Origin of the sequence: Massilia agrisoli, assembly GCF_020831365.1 — a bacterium.
In the GTDB taxonomy this organism is placed as follows: Bacteria; Pseudomonadota; Gammaproteobacteria; order Burkholderiales; family Burkholderiaceae_D; genus Telluria_A; species Telluria_A agrisoli.
In genome coordinates this window covers 22,712-40,864 of sequence record NZ_JAJHPV010000010.1, presented here as the reverse complement: position 1 = coordinate 40,864, position 18,153 = coordinate 22,712, and the positions used below count along the sequence as shown (strand labels likewise).

General features: G+C 64.8%; 16 protein-coding genes. 6 read left to right on the top strand and 10 right to left on the bottom strand.

The window, feature by feature from the left end:
- Positions 1–28: 28 nt before the first annotated feature.
- Genes LMJ30_RS06680 through LMJ30_RS06635 form a run of 10 tightly spaced genes read right to left on the bottom strand, consistent with a single transcriptional unit; the run spans position 29 to position 12,868 of the window.
- A complete protein-coding gene (locus LMJ30_RS06680; protein ID WP_229431563.1) occupies positions 29–1,927 on the bottom strand; it encodes an XrtA/PEP-CTERM system amidotransferase in 1,899 nt (632 codons plus the stop codon).
- The gene (locus tag LMJ30_RS06675; RefSeq protein WP_229431562.1) at positions 1,915–3,096 is read right to left on the bottom strand and encodes a TIGR03088 family PEP-CTERM/XrtA system glycosyltransferase; all 1,182 of its coding nucleotides are present in this window, start codon (positions 3,094–3,096) and stop codon (positions 1,915–1,917) included. The genes LMJ30_RS06680 and LMJ30_RS06675 overlap by 13 nt, the downstream gene beginning before the upstream one ends.
- Positions 3,093–4,637 (bottom strand): exosortase A, encoded by a 1,545-nt coding sequence (gene xrtA, locus LMJ30_RS06670; RefSeq protein ID WP_229431561.1) that lies wholly within the window; start codon positions 4,635–4,637, stop codon positions 3,093–3,095. The genes LMJ30_RS06675 and xrtA overlap by 4 nt, the downstream gene beginning before the upstream one ends.
- Entirely contained in the window at positions 4,628–5,821 is a 1,194-nt protein-coding gene (locus LMJ30_RS06665) for a TIGR03087 family PEP-CTERM/XrtA system glycosyltransferase (RefSeq protein ID WP_229431560.1), read from the bottom strand. The genes xrtA and LMJ30_RS06665 overlap by 10 nt, the downstream gene beginning before the upstream one ends.
- A gap of 3 nt (positions 5,822–5,824) precedes the next feature.
- Entirely contained in the window at positions 5,825–6,919 is a 1,095-nt protein-coding gene (locus LMJ30_RS06660) for a FemAB family XrtA/PEP-CTERM system-associated protein (protein ID WP_229431559.1), read from the bottom strand.
- Positions 6,919–7,791, bottom strand: coding sequence for an XrtA system polysaccharide deacetylase (locus tag LMJ30_RS06655; protein WP_229431558.1), 873 nt, complete (start codon positions 7,789–7,791; stop codon positions 6,919–6,921). The genes LMJ30_RS06660 and LMJ30_RS06655 overlap by 1 nt, the downstream gene beginning before the upstream one ends.
- The gene (locus LMJ30_RS06650; RefSeq protein ID WP_229431557.1) at positions 7,769–8,806 is read right to left on the bottom strand and encodes an XrtA/PEP-CTERM system-associated ATPase; all 1,038 of its coding nucleotides are present in this window, start codon (positions 8,804–8,806) and stop codon (positions 7,769–7,771) included. The genes LMJ30_RS06655 and LMJ30_RS06650 overlap by 23 nt, the downstream gene beginning before the upstream one ends.
- 17 nt (positions 8,807–8,823) lie before the next feature.
- On the bottom strand, positions 8,824–10,359 hold the full coding sequence (locus tag LMJ30_RS06645; RefSeq protein WP_229431556.1) for a TIGR03016 family PEP-CTERM system-associated outer membrane protein: 1,536 nt from the start codon (positions 10,357–10,359) through the stop codon (positions 8,824–8,826).
- Complete coding sequence (locus tag LMJ30_RS06640; RefSeq protein ID WP_229431555.1) at positions 10,352–11,308, bottom strand: XrtA-associated tyrosine autokinase; 957 nt, start codon at positions 11,306–11,308, stop codon at positions 10,352–10,354. The genes LMJ30_RS06645 and LMJ30_RS06640 overlap by 8 nt, the downstream gene beginning before the upstream one ends.
- 24 nt (positions 11,309–11,332) lie before the next feature.
- Positions 11,333–12,868 (bottom strand): XrtA system polysaccharide chain length determinant, encoded by a 1,536-nt coding sequence (locus tag LMJ30_RS06635; RefSeq protein ID WP_229431554.1) that lies wholly within the window; start codon positions 12,866–12,868, stop codon positions 11,333–11,335.
- 458 nt (positions 12,869–13,326) lie between these two features.
- Here LMJ30_RS06635 and LMJ30_RS06630 point away from each other — a divergent pair, with 458 nt between their 5' ends.
- The 6 genes from LMJ30_RS06630 to LMJ30_RS06605 all read left to right on the top strand — a co-directional run bounded on the left by LMJ30_RS06630 (position 13,327) and on the right by LMJ30_RS06605 (position 18,091).
- Complete coding sequence (locus LMJ30_RS06630) at positions 13,327–14,130, top strand: S1 family peptidase (RefSeq protein WP_229431553.1); 804 nt, start codon at positions 13,327–13,329, stop codon at positions 14,128–14,130.
- A 152-nt stretch (positions 14,131–14,282) separates the two neighbouring features.
- A complete protein-coding gene (locus LMJ30_RS06625) occupies positions 14,283–14,918 on the top strand; it encodes an XrtA/PEP-CTERM system exopolysaccharide export protein (protein ID WP_371872982.1) in 636 nt (211 codons plus the stop codon).
- Between the two features lie 347 nt (positions 14,919–15,265).
- Entirely contained in the window at positions 15,266–15,835 is a 570-nt protein-coding gene (locus LMJ30_RS06620) for a hypothetical protein (protein WP_229431552.1), read from the top strand.
- Positions 15,832–16,113, top strand: coding sequence for an HPr-rel-A system PqqD family peptide chaperone (locus LMJ30_RS06615; protein WP_229431551.1), 282 nt, complete (start codon positions 15,832–15,834; stop codon positions 16,111–16,113). Before LMJ30_RS06620 ends, LMJ30_RS06615 begins: the two co-directional genes overlap by 4 nt.
- Positions 16,107–17,024 carry an HprK-related kinase A gene (locus tag LMJ30_RS06610; RefSeq protein WP_229431550.1) on the top strand — a complete coding sequence of 306 codons (918 nt, stop codon included), beginning with the start codon at positions 16,107–16,109 and terminating at the stop codon, positions 17,022–17,024. The genes LMJ30_RS06615 and LMJ30_RS06610 overlap by 7 nt, the downstream gene beginning before the upstream one ends.
- Positions 17,021–18,091, top strand: a complete 1,071-nt coding sequence (locus tag LMJ30_RS06605; RefSeq protein ID WP_229431549.1) for a nucleotidyltransferase domain-containing protein — start codon at positions 17,021–17,023, stop codon at positions 18,089–18,091. Before LMJ30_RS06610 ends, LMJ30_RS06605 begins: the two co-directional genes overlap by 4 nt.
- Positions 18,092–18,153 lie beyond the last annotated feature (62 nt).

Sequence of the window (18,153 nt, the reverse complement as noted above, 5' to 3'; positions counted from 1 at the left end):
GCGGCGATATTTTCTGGTTTGCCCACGCTCATGCTCCGTTCAGTTCTTTACGCAGGAAGGCTTCGAACATCAGCACCGACCAGATCGGGGCGCTGTAGTCGCGGCGGCCGCTCTGATGCTGTTCGACCATCTCGGCCAGGAAGGCGGTGTTAAAGATGCCGGTGTCGGCCAGCGTCGAGCCAAGCAGCGACTCGCGCACGCGCTGGCGCAGCGGGCCGCGGAACCAGGCGGCCAGCGGCACCGCGAAGCCCATCTTCTTACGGTACAAAATCTCTTCCGACAGGTAGGGCTCCATCGACTTCTTGAAGATGTACTTGCCTTCGCTGCCCTTGAGCTTCATCTCCGGCGGCAGGCCGGAAATCCATTCGACCAGCTTGTGGTCCAGCAGCGGCACGCGCACTTCCAGCGCGTGCGCCATGCTGGCGCGGTCCACCTTGGTCAGGATATCGCCCGGCAGGTAGGTTTTCATGTCGAGGTACTGCACCATCGACAGCGGGTCGTCGGTCGGCGACTTGGCCGCGTGGCCGCGCATGACTTCCACCGCGCTGTAGCCTTGCAGTCCAGCCTTGAAGCGGTCGGAGAACAGGCGGTCGCGCATCGCGTCGGACATCAGCGACACGCCGTGGAAGTAGCCCTCGGTCAGGTCGCGCGACAGCGCTTCGAAGGTGGTCTTGGCGCGGAACACGCGCGGCGCCCAGTCGGCCTTCGGATAGTATTTGCCGAGCGGGCCGAAGACCATCTTGCGCATCCCGTCCGGGATCTTCGAACGCACCTTCTCTTCCGCCATCGCGTAGCGGTAGCGGCGGTAGCCGGCCAGGTTCTCGTCGCCGCCGTCGCCCGACAGGGCCACGGTCACGCGCTTGCGCGCCAACTGGCACACGCGGTAGGTCGGGATCGCCGAACTGTCGGCATACGGCTCGTCGTACAGGTCGGCCAGCGTGTCGAGCAGCGCGTAGTCGTCGGTGTCGACGGTTTCGGTGACGTGGTCGGTCTTGTACTGCTTTGCCACCTGTTCGGCGTACTGCGACTCGTCGAAGGCTTTTTCCTGGAACGCTATCGAGCAGGTGTTGACCGGGTCCTTGTTGAGGCCAGCCATCATCGCCACGACGGCGCTCGAATCGACGCCGCCCGACAGGAAGGCGCCCAGCGGTACTTCGGCCTTGAGGCGGATCTTGACCGCTTCGCGCAGGCGCTCGACCAGCTCGCCCTTGGCGTCCGATTCGGTCATTGCGTGGTGCAGCTTGAATGGCACATCCCAGAACTGCTTCGGCTGCGGCACCGGCTGGCCGATCTTGACGGTCAGGCAGTAGCCCGGCGAAAGCTTTTTGGCGCCTTTGTAAATCGTTTTCGGTTCCGGCACGTAGCCGTAGGCGAAGTACTCCTCGACCGCCTGCGGGTCGATCGCGTGCGGCAGGCCAGGGTGGGCGCGCAGCGACTTCAGCTCGGAGCCAAAGATGAACATCCCGTCCGGCAGTTCGGCGTAGAAGAAAGGCTTGACGCCCATGCGGTCGCGCGCCATGAACATGGTCTGCGCCTTGCGGTCCCAGACGGCGATGGCGAACATGCCGCGCAACTTGTGCACGCACGCCTCGCCCCACGCTTCCCACGCGTGCACGATGGTCTCGGTGTCGCTGCGGGTACGGAAAACGTAGCCGAGCTGTTCGAGCTCAGTGGTCAGTTCCGGGTAGTTGTAGATCTCGCCGTTGAACACCACGCCGACGTCGCCGGCGGCGTTGAACATCGGCTGCTGGCCGCTGGCGATGTCGATCACCGACAGGCGGCGGTGGCCGAAGCCCACGCCAGGTTCGGTGTACACGTCGCCTTCGTCCGGACCGCGGTGGTGCTGGGTCTCGTTCATTCGCTTTACCAGCGCCGGGTCGATCTCGCGCGCGCCGCGCGTATCAAAAATGCCTACTATTCCACACATGATTTAACCTGATTCCTGAATTTGGTCTTACGTTCGCACAAGCTGTCGTACAGCGACTGATAGGCGGCGACCATCGCCGCCATGTTGTATTTGCGGTGAACCCGCATGCGCCCCGCTTCGCCATGGTGTGCGCGCAGGGCCGGATCGAGCACGTAGCGTTCCAGCGCTTCGGCCATCGCGGCCGGGCTTGATGCCGGCACCAGCGCGCCGGTCACACCGTCTTCAATGACCTCTGGCAGCCCGCCAACGCGCGTGCCCACCACCGGCAGGCCGGCGCACATGGCTTCGAGCGCCGAGCCGGGCGTGCCTTCGGCGATTGAACTCATGGCAAAAATGTCGATGCTGCGCAGGATATCGGCGACGTCGTTGCGCGAACCCGGCAGCCAGGCAGCGTCGGCGATGCCCGCGGCGTCTACCTGCGCGCGCAGCTTCGCCAGCAGCGGGCCGTCGCCGACAATCGCCAGGCGCAGTTGCGCGCGCAGCTGCGGCAGGCGTTCACGCAGCAGCACGAATGCGGCCACCAGGCTGGCGTGGTCCTTGACGTCCTGGATGCGGCCGACCGCGCCGATCACGATGGCGTCAGGCGGGAATACGTCGAGCGCCCTGCCCTGGCCGGCCGCGCGCGGGTGGAATTTGTCCGAATCGATCCCGTTCGGCAGCAGCCGGCTTTTGTGTTCGGGCACGCCGATCACATCGCGGTTCCAGTCCTGCATGCTGGCCGAGTTGGCGTAGCAGCAGTCGTAGAACGGCAGCATTGCCCGGCGCAGCGCGTTGTGCTTGCGGTTGGTGCCGTGCGGGTCGTTGTGGTCGCGGCCATGGGCGCCATTGATCCGGATCGGCACGCCCGCGAGGATCGCGGCCGGCGCGTATTCGATCGCGGACAGGTTATAGCTGTGCAGGATGGCCGGCTTCAGGCGCCGCAGCAGCCTCCACAGCGCTGCGTGGGTGCCGAGCGACAGGCCTGGCTGCTTGTCGAGCGCATAGATTTCAACATCGGGACGGCTGATCTTTTTCGCGAAATCGGTATAGCCGGTCAGGCAGACGATCGCGTGGCGGTAGGCCTGGGCCGGCATGCGGTTGATGCGCTCGACCATCAGGTTCTCCAGCCCGCCGAAGTCGAGCCGGTAGATAAGATGCACCACCAGGGGTGCCTGGGACAGGCTGCTCACTGCGCACCCCTCGCCTTGGCCAGCGATGCTTCCACCGCGCCGAAGTTCTCGCCCAGGAAGGAGCGCAAGGCAGCGCGCGCTTCATCCGGGCTGTCGGCGTAAGGGGCGGACAGCATGACGGCCGCGCCGTCATCGCCGCGCATCATCAGCTTGGCGCCCGCCTGCCACATCTTGCCGGCATAGGCGCTGGTGGTGGCGCGGCCGTCGATCCACATCCAGTGCCATACCAGGAAGGTCCCTCGAGGGCCGCGCATGCGCGCTTCGCGCACGGCGATGCTGCGCTCGCCTACTTTTTCGGTGCGCACCGAGGAACCGACTTCGTGGAAGGCGTCTTTGGTGGCCGTCATGCGGTTCACGGAGCTGATCAATGCCTTGTCGCGGGTCTGGTTGCGGTAGTAGAGCACGTCCAGCGCAACCGGCGTGCCGTCCGATGGCGCGCGGAACACGCCATTGAAGCTGGCGTCGGGCTGCATGAAGTTGGCGCGCCAGGAGCTGAAATCCTGGGCCGGCGCCCAGCTGACGGCAGGCGCTTCGAGCACCACTGGGTCCGGGTTGAAGGCGGCGCGGTCGAGATAGGTGAGCAGCGCAGGCCAGATGGCCATTGCGGCAAATACCGCAGCCACGATCGGCGCCAGCGGAACCGGGCCGCGCGCGCCGGCCGCCGGCGCCGCAGGGACAGGCTCCGGCAGGTGGTCCTGGCGCCAGAAGCTGCCGGCCCAGAACAGCGCGAACATCACGATGCCGAAAAATGCCCAGCCATAGATCAGGTGGTCGACGCCGACCGCCATCGTCATGCCGCTGGTGTGGCCGATCATGACGATCATGTAGGCGCGCAGTCCGTTGGCGATGATCGGCACGAGGATCGAGAAGCCGATGAAGATCAGGCGCCGGCGGGTCGAACGGTAGGTCAGGTAGGCGTACAGGCAGCCCAGCGTGAACGACGAAATCAGGTAGCGCACGCCGCTGCAGGCCTCCACCACCGACCAGCTGCCGGTTGGCAGGTCGAAGCGGGTGCCGTTGCGCAGCACCGGAATGCCGGTCAGCTGCACTGCCCAGATGGTGAAGTCGGCGGTAAATTCAATCAGCGGCGGGATGAACACTTCACCGAACGGCACGGCGAACAGCACGAACAGCAGCGGGAAGGTGAATTCCTTTGCCAGGCGCGGGCCGAACACGCACAGTGCGACCAGCGGGATCATCGAGGCCAGCGCGAACTGCTGCACCACCCGAACTTCGCCCATCCCGGCCAGCATCCAGCCGGCGCCCGCCGCAAGCAGCAGCACCAGCGCGGGCCAGTATGGCTGCGGCGGCAAAGCGTCGAACACCGCGCGGCGGCGCCAGGCCAGCCACAGGGCGATCGGCAAGATGACATACCCGTGCGCAAAGGTTTCGGAGGTGTTCCAGATCGATACGACCGAGCGCGCGGTGTCGAAGAACAGCACGAAAGGCGACAGGAAGGCGAGCGCGATCAGGAGCCAGGCGGCGCCGTCAAGGCGCGATCGGGGTGCGTTCATGACCGTGGACGATGGGTTCAGGTACATTCAAGCCTCGCATCGATGCGCGCCAGGTTGCTCGGCCAGCTGTACAGGTTTTCGACGGCAGCACGCGCCGACGGGCCCAGGGCGCCATCGGCCTGGTTGAGCAGATTGGTTACGGCGGCGGCAAACGCCGGTGCGCCGTCGGCCAGCACCAGGTCGGTGCCGGGCGCCGCCTCGATGCCTTCGAGCGCCTGCGGCGACACCACCACCGGACGCGCCATCGCCATCGCCTCCAGCACCTTGTTCTGGATGCCGCGCGCCACCCGCAGCGGCGCGACCGCCACTTCGGCGTGGGCGATGTACGGGCGCACGTCCGGCACGGTGCCGGTGACTACCACGCCCGGATTCTGGGCCAGCGCCTGCACCGCGGCGCTCGGGCGCGCGCCCACGATGTAGAAGCGCGCCTTGGGGAACTTGACCAGCAGCTGGGGGAATACCTCGGCGGCAAACCACTGCACCGCGTCGACGTTCGGCCAGTAATCCATCGCGCCGGTGAACACCAGCGCGCGCTCGCCATCCTTGTATGGATTGTCGTAGCTGCGCAGCGGCGAGAAGTAGTCGGTATCGACGCCATTGTTGAAGAAGCCGATCTTGGCGCGGCTTTCCGGCGCCAGCTGGCGGAACAGTTCCGCTTCGGGATCGGACACGAACAGCGACGCGTCGCACTCAAGCGCCACCTTGCGCTCGTAGCGCAGCAGCTGGCGCGCCTCGTGGCGGTACAGGGCGCTCATCGGCCAGCGCTTGTTGTCGGCGTACTGGCGCCACTTGTCGGAATCGACATCGCAGAAATCGACCACGCGGCGCGCGTCGCCATACGGCTCGGCATATTGCGCCATCTGCGACGAAAACACGACGATGCGGCTGATCGGATGCGCGGCCATGGTTTTGGCGACCCAGTCGCGCATGCCGGCGTGCTGGTAGTAGCGCAGCGACAGCGATTCGTTGGCCAGCAGCCCGACCAGGCTGCGCACGCGGCCCATCAGGGGATTGAGCCTGGCGAAGTGGCTGCTGGCGCACATCTTCTCGACCAGCGGCACGTGCTGCCAGTCGTCGGCGTCGTCGATGAAGGTGGCCAGGTGCACGCGGTAGTTCTGCGCCAGGTGCTTGAGCAGGTGGTACGACCGGATCTTGTCGCCCTTGTTGGGCGGATAAGGCATCCGGTGGATCAGCAGGAGCAGGTCTTCCACGGCTTACCCCAGGTTCCTGACAATGAACGGGCCAAGGAAATTGGCCAGCTTGATCGGCATCTTCTGCCACATCTTGATGAACAGCTGGTACTTCGGGTTCAGCGGGTTATTGTCCGGCAGTTCGGCCGACGCATAAAGGCGGTATTCGTAGGCCAGCGGGGTCGGCTCGAAGCCCCAGTTCTTCTTGAAGTCGAAGGCGCCGGTACCGAGCTTGCTGCGGCCGAAGTCGAAGATGCGGCAGCCGCGCGCGGCCGCTGCCTGCATCAGGTTCCAGTACATGAAGTCGTTGCCCGCGCATTCACGCGCGGCCGGCATGCCGCCGCCGTAGTAAGGCAGCACTTCGTCGCGGAAGTAAAAGCTCAACACGCCCGCGATGATCTCGTCGCCGCGCACGATGGTGCGGATCTCGCAGTCGTCGCCGAACACTTCCTTGATGACCTTGAAGTAGGACTTCGGGAAAACCGGGGTGCCGAGGCGGTGCACGCTGGTCGAATACGCGGTGAAGAAGCGGTCGACGTGCTGGTCGATCTCGCCGGTCAGCCCGAGCTTGATCCCCTTGCGCACCATCGCGCGCTGCTTGCGCGGGATGGCGTTCATGTTGGCTTCGTCGTCGGCGCTGATCTCCTTGCGGAAGGTGACGTACAGCTCTTTCTGGTACCAGTTCGGGTCGCCCGCATGCTGCGGCACGAGGTTGCGCATTTCGAGGTGGCCGACGCCGAGCGAGCGGGCCAGCTTGTCGGCCGCGTCGTCGAGCAGCGGCCGCGCCGCATCCGATGTGGCAACGACGCCGCCGAGCACGCAGAACGGCAGCGAGCCAAGCGAGTGGCCGAACATGCGGCTCTTGATTTCGGCGAGCGGCAGCACGCCGACGATCTTGCCGTTCTGTTCGACGTAATAGAACCAGGTCTTGTGGCCGTAGACCCGTTCGATCACGGTCTGCCAGCCGGCGCGGTGGAAGAAGGTCGCCTCCGGGCAGTTGGCGACGAACGCATCCCAGCGCGCCATGTCCTTCGGCTCCATCAGGTGCAGGGTCGGGCGCGCGGCGATTGCCGCTGCGGCGGCCTTTTTTTCTTGTACTGCTTCGATGATCGAGCTCATTACTTACCTAAAAAAATACGGTCCATCCGGTCCCACTTGAAATCGCGGGTCAGCTGGGCGATGCGCCCTTCCATCCGGTCCAGGTTGACGTAGTGGCGGAAACGGCTCTTCATGCTGGCGCCTTCAGGGCGCGGCTGGCCAGGGTCGATCTCCCACGGGTGGAAGTAGAAGATCGCGCTTTGCTGGTCGACCTGGTTGACCCGCTCCATCATCCAGCGCGACAGCGCGTACGGCAGCAGGCGGAAGTAGCCGCCGCCGCCGGCGGGCAGCTTGCGCTGCATGACCTGCACGGTGGTGATCGGCACTTCCAGCAGGCCGTCAGGCCCGTTCGGGTAGAAGGCGAAGCGCGGCGCGTCCGGCATGCCGTAGTGGTCGTGCTGGATCGGGTAGATGCTGGAGCTGTAGCGGTAGCCGGCTTCCTGCAGCACGTCGAGCGCCCACAGGTTGGCGGTGCCGATCGAAAAGCTCGGTGCGCGGTAGCCGAGTACCTGCTGGCCGCCGATGTCTTCCAGCAGCGCCTTGCTGCGGGTGATATCGTCGCGGAATTCCTCGCGGGTCTGGTCGGACGCGCGCAGGTGGCCGTAGCCGTGGCTGGCCAGCTCGTGGCCGCCGGCGACGATCTTGCGCACTACCTGCGGATAGCGTTCGGCGATCCAGCCGAGGGTAAAGAAGGTGGCGTGCACGTTCCCCCTGGCCAGCAGCGCGAGGATGCGGTCGACGTTGCGCTCGACCCGGCATTCGCGCCCGGCCCAGCTGTCGCGGTCGATCACGGGGGCGAACGCCGACACCTGGAAGTAGTCTTCGACGTCGATCGTCATGGCGTTGCGGATCACAGCGTCCGCAACGGCTTTAGGGTGGAGTCGGTCGTTCATCTTGATTATTGTCCGGGGCTTGCGTTGGCGCGGGCAGCGAGCTGACGATCTTCTTCAGGATCGACAGTACCGAGGCCATTGATTTTTCCATCTTCATCATGCGCTCATCCATGTAACCGGGGTTGTCCAGGTTCGGCATCTGCGCATGGCGCTCGTTGTCCTGTACGCCATCGGGCTGCGCGCCCTGGGCGCTTTGCGGCACCTGGTACTCCGACTGGATGTCGCGAATGACTTCGTTGACGTCCTTTTCCTTCAGCGCGTGCAGTTCTTCCAGGTAGCCCATCAGCAGCAGGCGGTCGCACAAGGCGTTGACCTTGCGCGGGATGCCGCCCGAGTATTCGTAGATGGCGGCGTAGGCGTTGTCGCTGAAGGTCGGGTCGTCGCGCCAGCCGACCGTGTGCAGGCGGTGCTCGATGTAGGCACGGGTTTCTTCCGCATCCATCGGGCCGAGGTGGTAGCTGGCCGTGACGCGCTGGCGCAGCTGCTGCATGCCGGCGCTGTGCAAGGTGGTGCGAAATTCCGGCTGGCCCAGCAGGAAGGTCTGGAGCAGCGATTTTTCATCGGTCTGGAAGTTCGACAGCATGCGCAGTTCCTCGACCGCGCGCGGGGTCAGGTTCTGGGCTTCGTCGACCACCAGCAAGGCGCGCTTGCCTTCCTGGTCGCAGGCGCGCAGGAACTGCTCGAGGCGCGCCAGCATCGCCGTCTTGCTGGCGTTTTCATACGGCAGCCCGAAGGCCGCCACCACGGTGCGCAGGGTGTCCTCGGCGTCCAGGTGGGTGTTGACGATATGGGCGGCGACGATCTGGTCCGACGGCAGCTGGTTGAACAGGTTGCGCACCAGGGTGGTCTTGCCCGCGCCGACTTCGCCGGTGACGACGATGAAGCCTTCGCCGTGCGAAAGGCCGTACTCGAGGTAGGCCATGGCGCGCTTGTGGCCCTTGCTGCCGTAGAAGAAGTGGGGGTCGGGCCGCAGGCGGAACGGCTTGTCGGAGAGCCCGTAATAATTTTCGTACATTGCGTTGCTCGCTTCTCTTAAAACTGCATCAGCACGCCGGCCGACAGCGCGTTTTCGACGTATTTGCCGAAGCCCTGGGTGATCGGGCCGGTGACGTGGCGGACCTCGATCACGCCGGACAGCTTGCGTTCAAATTGATGGGTCAGCGACAGCCGTGTTTCGGTATGGTTGCGCACCACGCCGGTCGTAATCGATTCGACCCGGCTGGTCTGGAGGCTGGCGTTGAAGTCGGTCTTGCCATCGAGGCGGTAGCTCCACAAGGCGCTGGCGCCGCGCTGGCTGGTGTTGTCGTTCAGGGTCAGCGAGCTCGGTCCGAGGATCGCGCTGTCCGCTTCAGCCGTCGACAGCGCGGTGCGGCGCGTGCCGAAGCCGGTGAACACGGTACGGGTGCGCGAGCCGCGCAGCACGACAGCGGCGCGCAGCTGCTTTTGCAGGAAGTAGCGGTTGCTGAAGTAGTTGATGCTGTCGGCCAGCGATGGCGGCAGGCCGGTGGCCTGCATGTAGGCCTCGACCGCCTGGCGGCGCGCGACCGGGTCGGGGAACGCCGACAGGAACAGGCTGTCGAGCAGGGCCGCGGTATCGACCGTCGACGGCAGCAGGAACTGCGAGCGGCTGTTGGTCACGGCGTCGCTGTAGCTGAGCGAGAACGCGGCGCGGCGCGCGCGGTGGTTGGCCGACAGGTGGTAGCTGTCGCCATAGAAGCGGCGGCCGGCGCTGGCGTCGATGCGGGTGCGGCTGCTCGGCGTGTAGATAAAGCCGGTGGACCACGAACGGCCCTCGGTCACCCCGCCCAGCGCCGCGTAGTCGTATTTGTCGTAGCCGACGTTGCCGGTCAGGGCCATCGTGCGGCTGAGCGAATAGCGCAGGCCGGCCGAGGCGGTGGCGGCGCTGGTTTCCGGCGCCAGCTCGTCGTCGATGCGCTGCTCGCGCACCAGCAGGTTCCAGCCAAGGTCGGCAAAGCGCGAACCGCTGACCACCGACAGGGCGACGGTCTCGCCGTCGCTGTTGCCAAGGCGTTCGCGGCCGGTATCGACCTTGTCGCGCACATAGCGCAGCTCCACCGTCGCGGTGGAGCCGAAGCGGTGGCGCAGGTAGGGGCTGGCGCTGAAGCTGCGCAATTCGGTCTGGTTGATGGCGGCGTAGGAGCGGCGGCTCAGCAGCGGGCCGAAAGCCGACACCGGCTGCTGGCTGATGTTGGCGGTACCGTCGAAATACAGCCAGTCGCCCACCACTTCGGCAGCCAGGCGCGCGGCCAGCGCCGACTGGGCGCGGTCGACTTCCTCGCCGATGTCATCGGCGCCGGCAAAGTAGTGCAGCCGGTAGGTGGCGTCGAAACGCACCTGGTCGGAGCGCTTCGCGACCGTGAAGCCAGGCGTGACTTCGGTGATCCAGTCGCTTTGCTCGCGGCCGCTGCGGGCCAGCCGCAGGTTGTCGGTATAGGTTTCGCGCAGCTCCAGGGTCGGCGTGAACTTCCACGACGCCTGGGACGGCTGCGACAACAACAGGGCCAGCGGGGCCAGCGCCAGCGCTGCGTGACGACGCTGCTTAGCCATAGTTGTAATTGTAGGTTTCCGTGCCCGGGAACTCATGCGTCTTGTTATAGATGAGGTTGACGTTGTCCAGCCCTTCGAGCTGGCTCAGCGCTTCCTTGACGGCGTGCTGGGTGGTCGCCTCGGCTTCCACCACGACCACGATCTGGCCCATGTGGGCAGCCAGCACGTGCGCTTCGCTGGTCAGCAGCAAAGGCGGCGAATCGAAGATCACGATGCGGTCCGGGTAGCGGTGGGCGATTTCCTCGACCAGCGCGTTCATGGCCTGGCTGGCCAGCAGTTCGGTGGCGCGCGGGTTGCTGCTGCCGGCCGAAATGATCGACAGGGTGTCGACGTTGGTGCGCAGCATGACGTCGGCCACGTCGAGCTTGTCGTCCAGCAGCACGTCCATCAGGCCGCGGTGGGCCGGCAGGCCGAGCGTGCTCAGCACCGATGGGCGGGCGACGTCGGCGTCGATCAGCAGCACGGTGTGGTCGAGTTCCATGGCGATGCTCATGGCCAGGTTGATCGCGCAGAAGGTCTTGCCTTCGCCCGGCAGCGAGCTGGTGATCATGATCAGGTTGCCGGGGCGGCCATTCTGGGCCGGCTCGGCAAAGGCGCGCTTGAGGAGCGGGCGCTTGATGATGCGGAAGTCTTCCACCAGCGCGGTGCGTCCGCCGGCGGCGGTGACCAGGCCCATCGACTGCATGCGCGCAAGGTCGAGCTCGACAACGCGGGCGCCTGGGCGCGGTGCGATCGAGGTCTCGGCCACAGGCGGTGCGCTGTGCTGCGGCGCGGCCTTCGCTTCGGCAGCTGCGGCAGCCGGAGCTGCGGCAGCCGGTGCGGCAGGCGCGGCGGCGTGCATCGAACGCTCGATGATGCTTTCCGGCGCGCTCAACGGTGCTGGAGACCCGATGGTCGGCTCTTCCTTCTTGTGTTCGATCCTGCCTGCTGCTTTTTCAATAATGCTCATATTATTTCCTCTCGGTCGCCGCTGTTACAGCGATGGCCTCATCAGAATTGCCGTCATCACGCCGCCATACACGCCGAACAGCACGACGACTGCTGCGGAAAATGCGTACAGGCGGGAGCGGCGCTTCACTTTTTGTTCGGGCGTCCAGTTCATGCTGATCGAGCCAAGCACCGGCAGGCCGGTCGCTTCACGCAGCGTGCTCTGGGCCATGAAAGTCGGGCGCAGCTGGCTCATCAGGAATGCCACGCCGAGGCCGGCGCCCAGCGCGGCCAGGAACACCAGCGAGAACAGCTGCGGGCGGTTGGGGCCGGTCGGCACCAGCGGCGCGGTCGGCGGATCGACCACGCGGAAGGTCAGCATGTCGGTCGCCGAGCTGAGGTCGCCCGACAGCTTGGCGGCTTCGCGGCGGCCCACCAGCTTGTTGTAGTTGTCCTTGTTGACTTCGTAGTCGCGGTTCAGCTGGGCCAGCTGGGCTTCGACTTCCGGCGCCACCGAGCTTTGCGAACGCAGCTTGGCGCTGCGCGAGGCGTATTCGTTGACGCGGGCGCGCAGCGACGCGACGCGGGCTTCTTCACCGGCCAGTTGCACCTTGAGCTGCTGCATCATCGGGCTGACCGGGGCGACCGGGTCGGACGCGGTGCGCACGCGCTTGGCGTCTTCCACCTTCTTCGCTTCGAGCTGGGTCAGCAGGCGCTTGGCGGCGACGATGTCCGGATGCTCCTCGGTGTACTGCATGCGCAACTGGTCGAGGTTCTTCTGCAGGTTGTAGATGCGGGCGTCGAGTTCCGGATTGTCGACGGCGGCGGGGGCCGTGCTGCCGGCGCTGGCCGCACCGCTGTTGGCGCCGATCTGGCGGGCGATCGCGTTGCGCGCCTGCTCGGCCTCGGCCAGTTCCAGGCGGGCCTGGCTGAGCTGGTCGGTGACCGAATTCATCTGGCTGTTGAAGCCGCCTTCGCGCGGCAGCATGCCGATGTTCTTGATCTTGAAGTCCTTCAGCGCGTTCTCGGCTTCGGCCAGCTTGACCTCGTAGCTCTTGATCTGGTCGTCGATAAACTGGACCGCGCGTTCCGAATCCTGGCGCTTGTTGCCGAAGCTGCCTTCGACGAAGATATTCAACAGCGCCTGCACGACTTCCTTGCCCACTTTCGGGTCAGGATTGCTGTACGAAATCGTATAGATGTCGTCGCGCTCGGTGCCGGTGATGGTGATCTTTTCCATCAGCTCATCGACCATCGCTTCATGCTGGGCCGGCGTCTTCGCCTTGATGTCGAGGTCGACCGTGCGAATCACTTTTTCGACGTTCGGGCGGCTGATCAGGGTGCGGCGCATGAAGCCGACCTGCTGGTTAATGTTAGGCACCGTGGTCATGCTCGCCAGCAGTGGCGCGAGGATGCTTTGGGTATCCACGTAGACCCGGGCCGAAGCCTGGTAGTCGTCCGGCATGCGGTATACAAATACCCAGCCGGCGATCGCGACGATCCAGGAAACAATGACCGCGTACCAGCGGTACTTCCAGATCGCCTTCAGTAAGGTAGTAATCAGGGCGCTTAATTCTGCCATCTTGTCGTTCTCGCCTTTAATGGCTGGCCGGTTTTCCGGCCATGCCAGGAGCGGCCTGTGCGGCCGCCACGTATGGTTAAACGCACCGTCGGCAATCCCTTCCAGGCTTCGTATCGCTTGGAGAAAATTGCTTCTGGGCATTGATTCGTGTCATATCATACATGACATTTCATTACTTGTTGCTACTAAATCCGCGTTTTTTCCTTAGCTTAACGTCAAGATATGACAGGCTGACGAAGTGTGAAAATATCCAACGCGGGTTAAGTTATTTCTGCGAATAAAGAGTTTCGCACAGACTAGAAAAGCGCGATGCCAAAACGCAATCGTGCGCGGCAAATAAGACAAAATGACAACACTCGACGCGCCCGACAGGCGTTCATTTGGGCAACTCTTGCGTTTCTGGCTATTGGCGTATAGGCTGAACCGGCCTGTTAAGCGTCCACATCCATTTCTGCCTTATGATCGCCCGCAACCGTATTTATCGCAACGCTTTAACGCTTCGCTGGGCCGCCTTGCTGCTTGGCGGCCTGCTTTGTGTTGCGCAAACGCCCGCCCGCGCGGCCGACTTCAGCAAGACTATTGCGACGGTTAAACAGTCGGTGGTCGGCGTCGGCACCCACCAGCGCACCCGCAGCCCTGCAATCCGCTTTGTGGCCACCGGCTTCGCCGTGGGCGACGGCCTGTCGGTGATTACCAATGCGCACAGCATCCCGGACGTGCTCGACACCACAAATTTGGAGACCCTCGGCATCGTCGTGGGCAGCGGCAACCAGGTGCAGTTCCGCGCCGCCACGCTTGCCGGCCTGGACAAGGAACACGACCTGGCCCACTTGCGTATCAGCGGGGCGCCGCTGCCGGTACTGGCGGTCGGCGACTCGGCCACCGTGCTGGAAGGACGCGACTTTGCCTTTACCGGGTTCCCGCTCGGCATGCTACTGGGGCTGCATCATGCCACCCACCGCGCCATGCTGTCGGCCATTACGCCGGCCGTGATGCCGTCCATCGGTTCACGGAACCTGAACCCGCGCGTGCTGGCCCAGCTGCAAAAGTCGCCTTTCCTGATCTTCCAGCTCGACGGCACTGCGTATCCGGGCAACAGTGGCAGTCCCCTGTACGATCCGGAGACCGGGGTGGTGTACGGAATCATCAACTCGGTACTGGTCAAAGGATTGAAGGAAACGGCGATTACCAGTCCGAGCGGCATCAGTTATGCGATTCCGGCAAGCTACATTCGGGCGCTATTGGATCGAAAAACCAACTAAGCCACAATTTTGCAATCGTGCAGCTTTTCCTAAAAAAATTGCATGCTAAAATAGAAATACTTGAAAGCATAGTTGCTTGCGGGAATCACGGTCTCCAGGACTGCAGGCCCCGCCGCAAGCGCTCCACCATTTCGGCACAAAAGGATATCCAGGTGAACACCCTTCAACAAAAAATGATGAAATTGCTGGCTTATTCCGCGCTCGCCCTGTCGGCGCTGACCCTCGGTGGTTGCGCCATGATGAGCAAGCCGGCCACCGCCCAGCCGCAAGTGGCCGCCCCCAGCAACGACTACCTGATCGGACCGGGCGACAACCTGTCGATCGTGGTGTGGCGCAACCCGGAAGTTTCGCAGAGCGTGCCAGTGCGTCCTGACGGCAAGATCACCACCCCGCTGGTCGAAGACCTGCAGGCCGCCGGCAAGACCTCCACCGAACTGGCGCGCGATATCGAAAAGGCGCTGGCCAAGTTCATCCAGCAGCCGGTCGTCACCGTCATCGTCACTGCCTTCGTCGGCAACTTCAGCGAGCAGGTGCGCGTGATCGGCGCGGCTGCCCGTCCGCAGGCGCTGCCGTTCCGCCGCAACATGTCGCTGATGGACGTGCTGATCGCGGTCGGCGGGGTAACCGAGTTCGCTTCGGGCAACCGCGCGACCATCATCCGTACCATCAACGGCCAGCAGCAAACCCTGAAAGTGCGCCTCGACGACCTGATCAAGGACGGCGACATCTCGGCCAATACCTTCATGTATCCGGGCGACGTGCTCGTTATTCCGGAAAGCTACTTCTAAAGTCCCTCCTGGTAAGGACGAGGTTCGGCGCCGCGGCCCATGGCCGCGGCGTCTTCGCTTGGCGCCCTTCGACAGCGTTGTATTTCGGCAAATCAGCACGCTGTTCCCTGCTGTCCTGTGTCATGATCGGCACGCGCACTGTCGAGATACCTTACAAACCTTTGCGTCATATCAAGACTGAGCGACGGCGGATTTGCGCCAGCGCAGCATAAGTGTTTGATTTGCAAAGCAATTCACGCTGAAGTATTTCCAAGTGGAATGAATATTGCTTGGAGTCCTTTACCTGCGCTTCGCGCAGGCCCAACGCATGCCGGTGCGCCCGGCCAGAATTTTTTCGAGGATTTGACGTGACCACTCAAGACCAGCAAGCCGCCGAGCCAACGCCATCCCAGATCAGCGCACGCGGTGCGGCGCGCCGCCGATTCGCCCGCGCCGGCATCGGCGCCTCGGCCGCCCTCGTCACCATCTCCAGCAAGGCCGGCATGGCGGTCGACATCTGCACCGCACCGTCGGGCTCGCTGTCGGGCGGGCTGCAAAGCCGCGTTCCAGGCACCGTGCTGGCTTGCGAAGGCCGCTCCCCTGGCTACTGGAAAACCCACAACGGCTGGCCATGCGACCGCCAGAAAACCTTCGGCAGCGTGTTCTCCTGCCCGGTCGATTCGCCCTACAACGCCGTCACCATGGCGGACATCCTCGATCCGAAAAAATGGGATGCCGAGGGCATCGGCCGCCACCTGGTCGCCAGCTACCTGAATGTCCTGTCGGGCAAGATCAACTTCCTGTCCGTGCCGATGCTGCAAAACATCTGGAATGACCTGAGCCGCCGCGGCTCGTACAGCCCGACCGCAGGCGTCAACTGGTATCACGCAGACGTCGTCGAGTACTTCCAGGGAACGATGGACACCATCGAGCAGTGAACGAGCGCATCTGGCGGGTTCCGCCCGGCCAGGCCCTGCAACACCGGGCCTGGGAAGACGGGTTCGTCGTATTTAATAACTTGTCCGGCGACACCCACCTGCTGGGCGAGGGCGAGATGCAACTGCTGCTCGCCGTGGCTGCCCAGCCGGGCGATACGGCCACAGTCACCGCGCGCCTGCGCGCCACCCTCGGCCTGGACGACCAGGAAGCCGGCGATATTCCCGCCATGCTGTCCGACCTGCTTGCGCTGTCGCTGGTGGAAGCGGCGCCATGCTGACCGTAGCATCCCTGACCAGGGCGGAACTCGGCAAACGCATGGCCGGCCCCGGCCTTTGCCTGCAGACAGGCGCTTTTGTCACCCGCCTGTCCAGCCCGATCCGCGAGGTCGCCGACGGCATCGCCTTGCTGTACGCCGACTATCCCCTGCGCGACGATGCGCAGTTTGCCGACTTCCATGTTGCCCTGACCCGCCCGCGCGGCCTGCGCCGCTGGTTCCGTCCCCAGGTGAAGTTCGAATACGACGGCGGTTCGATGTTCCGCCCGCTGCCGCTCGACCAGGCCTTCCCGATGTTCGAATGGGGCCTGAACTGGTGCGTGTCGAGCCGCGCCCACAGTTACCTGGTCATCCACGCGGCCGTGGTCGAAAGGGATGGCCGCGCCGCGATCCTGCCGGCCCCGCCCGGCTCCGGCAAAAGCACCTTGTGCGCCGCGCTTGTGCACAATGGCTGGCGCCTGCTGTCCGATGAGCTGGCGATGATCCGCCTGGAAGACGGGCTGGTCGAGCCGCTGCCGCGGCCGATCAGCCTGAAAAACGCGTCGATCGGCATCATCCGCGACTATGTGGAAGGCACCGTATTCAGCCGCCTGGTGCACGACACCGTCAAGGGCACGGTGGCCCACCTCAAGGCCCCGGCCGCCAGCGTGGCGCGGGCCGGCGAACCGGCGATCCCCGCCTGGGTGATCTTCCCGAAATACGAAGCGGGCGCAGCGCCCCGGCTGGCGCCGATGGGCCGCGCCGGCGCATTCATGCAGCTGGCCGCCAACGCCTTCAACTACACCGTGCTTGGGCAGGCCGGCTTCGACGCCATGGCCGGCGTGATCGACCGCTCGGGCTGCTACAGCTTCAATTACAGCAAGCTGGACGATGCGTTAGCGGCGTTTGCCGCGCTGGCCGGGGAGCCGGCGTGAGGCTGCCGCTGGTGGTCGAAGCGCTGCGCCAACCCGGCATGATGGCCGGGCTGACGCTTGCCGACTGGGATTTGCTGCTGCGCCAGGCAGGCAGCGCCCGCCTGGTCAACCGCCTGCGCGCGATGCTCGCGGAAGGCGGCATGCTGGACGCCGTGCCGCCGCAGGTGCGCACCCACCTCGACTGGTCGCACACCCTCGCCGCCCGCCACCGCCGCGCGGTGCACTGGGAAGTCGAACAGATCCGGCGCGCGCTCGACGGCCTGGGCCTGCAGCCTATCCTGCTCAAGGGCGCGGCCTATGCGGCGGCCGCCCTGCCGCCGGCCGAGGGCCGGATGTTTTCGGACATCGACATCATGGTGCCCAAGGACCGGCTCGGCGAAGTCGAGGCGGCCCTGATGATGCATGGCTGGGTAGGCACGCACACCGACGCCTACGACCAGCGCTACTACCGGGAATGGATGCACGAGTTGCCGCCGATGCAGAACGTGAAGCGCGACACCCTGATCGACGTCCACCATGCGATTCTGCCGGAAACGGCGCGCGCCACCCCGGCGCCGGCGAAGTTGCGTGCGGCGTCGGTGGCGATTCCAGGCCAGCCCGGCTTTCGCACGCTGGCGCCCGCCGACATGGTGCTGCACAGCGCCACCCACCTGTTCTATGGCGAATTCGAGCACGGGCTGCGCGACCTGGTCGACATCGACCGCCTGCTGGGCCACTTCGGCTCCGACCGCGCATTCTGGGATGGCCTGGCCGCGCGCGCGCGCGAACTGGAACTGGGACGGCCGCTGTTTTACGCCCTGCGCTCGGCCCAGCGCCTGCTCGCCACCGAGGTGCCCGCGCAGGTGCTCGAGGACAGCCGGCGCGACGCCCCGAATGTGGCGTTGCTGGCATTGATGGACTGGCTGTTTGGCCACGCCATGTTGCCAGCGCATTCGAGCATCGACCGTTTCGCCACCGCGCCGGCGCGATTGCTGCTGTACATCCGCGCGAACTGGCTGCGCATGCCGCCGCTGCTGCTGGCGCGCCACCTGTTCCACAAGGCCTTCATTTCCCCGAAACCTGGCTGACTGTCCTGATCAGGGCCGCAAATAAAAAATGCCGTTCAGTCAGACTGAACGGCATTGAGTGA